We start from the raw sequence: 1,401 nt of genomic DNA, 5'->3' as shown, positions 1-1,401 counted from the left end.
AGCTCTCGGGATCCAAGTCCCACGGGCAGAAACGTTCGATCCCCGGCTACCGCTATCTTACGACCACACAAAAATGAGGTCCACCAGAAAGATCTGGTGACCTCATAATACGAACGGGCAGGATAGTTATAATTGTTTAGCACCTGATGTATGAATTTGGAGCATGTTATGATAGAACAATTAATATCGAAAAGAGGATGAGGCATGAACACTTTTATAAATCATGTGGTTGATGCAATTACATCAAATCTAAAAGATGTAAGAGGAATTGTTCTAAGTGGTTCCCAACAATCTGATGAAATAGTTGATATTTGGTCCGATACTGACTTATTAATTGTAATGGATGAAGGTTTCCTGATTGATGAACAAGTAATTATTGGGGCAATTAATTCTATCGGGTTTGTTGTCGGAAGCGAAACGTACAGGTCGGTTGAACATTCAATATCGTTCAGAACCTGCATCTCATTGGAGAATTCAATTCATTTACTTGATGTGAAATTTTGCTCTTATGATGAGTGGATTTTGATAGAATCTCAAAAAGGCCAATCTTATACAATTATTTTTGGTGACCTTAAACTTAGAGATAAACTACCTAGTCTTGTTAAAAACTATTCATTTGACTCATATGAAAGTAATAATACTTGGTTTAAGTATTTTATGGCGATTAAGAAATTTGCTCGAAATGATAATTTAATTGGGTTACATCTACTTCTGGATTTAGTTCGAGATTTTTTGGTCGTTGAGTTGATTGAAAGGGATATTCGGTATGGTACTAATATACATAGATATGGGTATGGAGAACAGTTGCCTCCAAATATTGAAATGTCAAAGTTAGACATCACTAACCAAAGGGCAGTTTTCGACTATATTGATAAGTTAGCATATGAATATGATAAAAAATTAATAAGTAACGTGAAGGGGTATGTCAGTAGGTACACCCATGTTGCTAATTACTTAGTAAACACTAAACAGCGTATCGCACAAAGCGAAGGATTAAACTAACGGGAACGATAGCTTAATCTATAACTAAAACGCGGCTGTCGGCATAAATCGGCAGCCGCGTTGTGCTAACAGGCAGGATTCCTTAATCACTACACGAATTCCTTAGATAAGGGGTGATTAAATTGAAGCAAGGATTAATAGTTTTTCTAAATGGAACTTCAAGTTCCGGAAAGACTTCCATATCGACAGAACTATTAAATCAAAATGAAATCTCATTTCGTCATTTATCAATTGATGATTTTTTTCATGGATTGTTTCATGACTACATTGATTTTATTAACACTAAATGTTCAAAATCAGCCGATGGAGAAGATGTGGAAGTTTCGGTCCAAATAATTATTGATTCATTAGTTACTTTATTTTATTCAACAGTTAAATTTATGTCGGAAAAGGGGATCA

Annotated in this window: 2 protein-coding genes; both read left to right on the top strand. The window is 35.0% G+C overall.

Going from position 1 to position 1,401, the window contains the following annotated elements:
* Positions 1–204 precede the first annotated feature (204 nt).
* The gene (locus MUG84_RS27125) at positions 205–1,002 is read left to right on the top strand and encodes a hypothetical protein (RefSeq protein ID WP_244731282.1); all 798 of its coding nucleotides are present in this window, start codon (positions 205–207) and stop codon (positions 1,000–1,002) included.
* A gap of 122 nt (positions 1,003–1,124) precedes the next feature.
* Positions 1,125–1,401: chloramphenicol phosphotransferase CPT family protein (locus tag MUG84_RS27120; protein ID WP_244726919.1), on the top strand; the 277-nt coding region annotated here is incomplete at its 3' end.

It is taken from the genome of Paenibacillus mangrovi (assembly GCF_022898935.1).
In the GTDB taxonomy this organism is placed as follows: Bacteria; Bacillota; Bacilli; order Paenibacillales; family Paenibacillaceae; genus Paenibacillus_AQ; species Paenibacillus_AQ mangrovi.
Note: the sequence above shows the minus strand (reverse complement) of the source record. Positions and strands in the feature narration are given on the sequence as shown.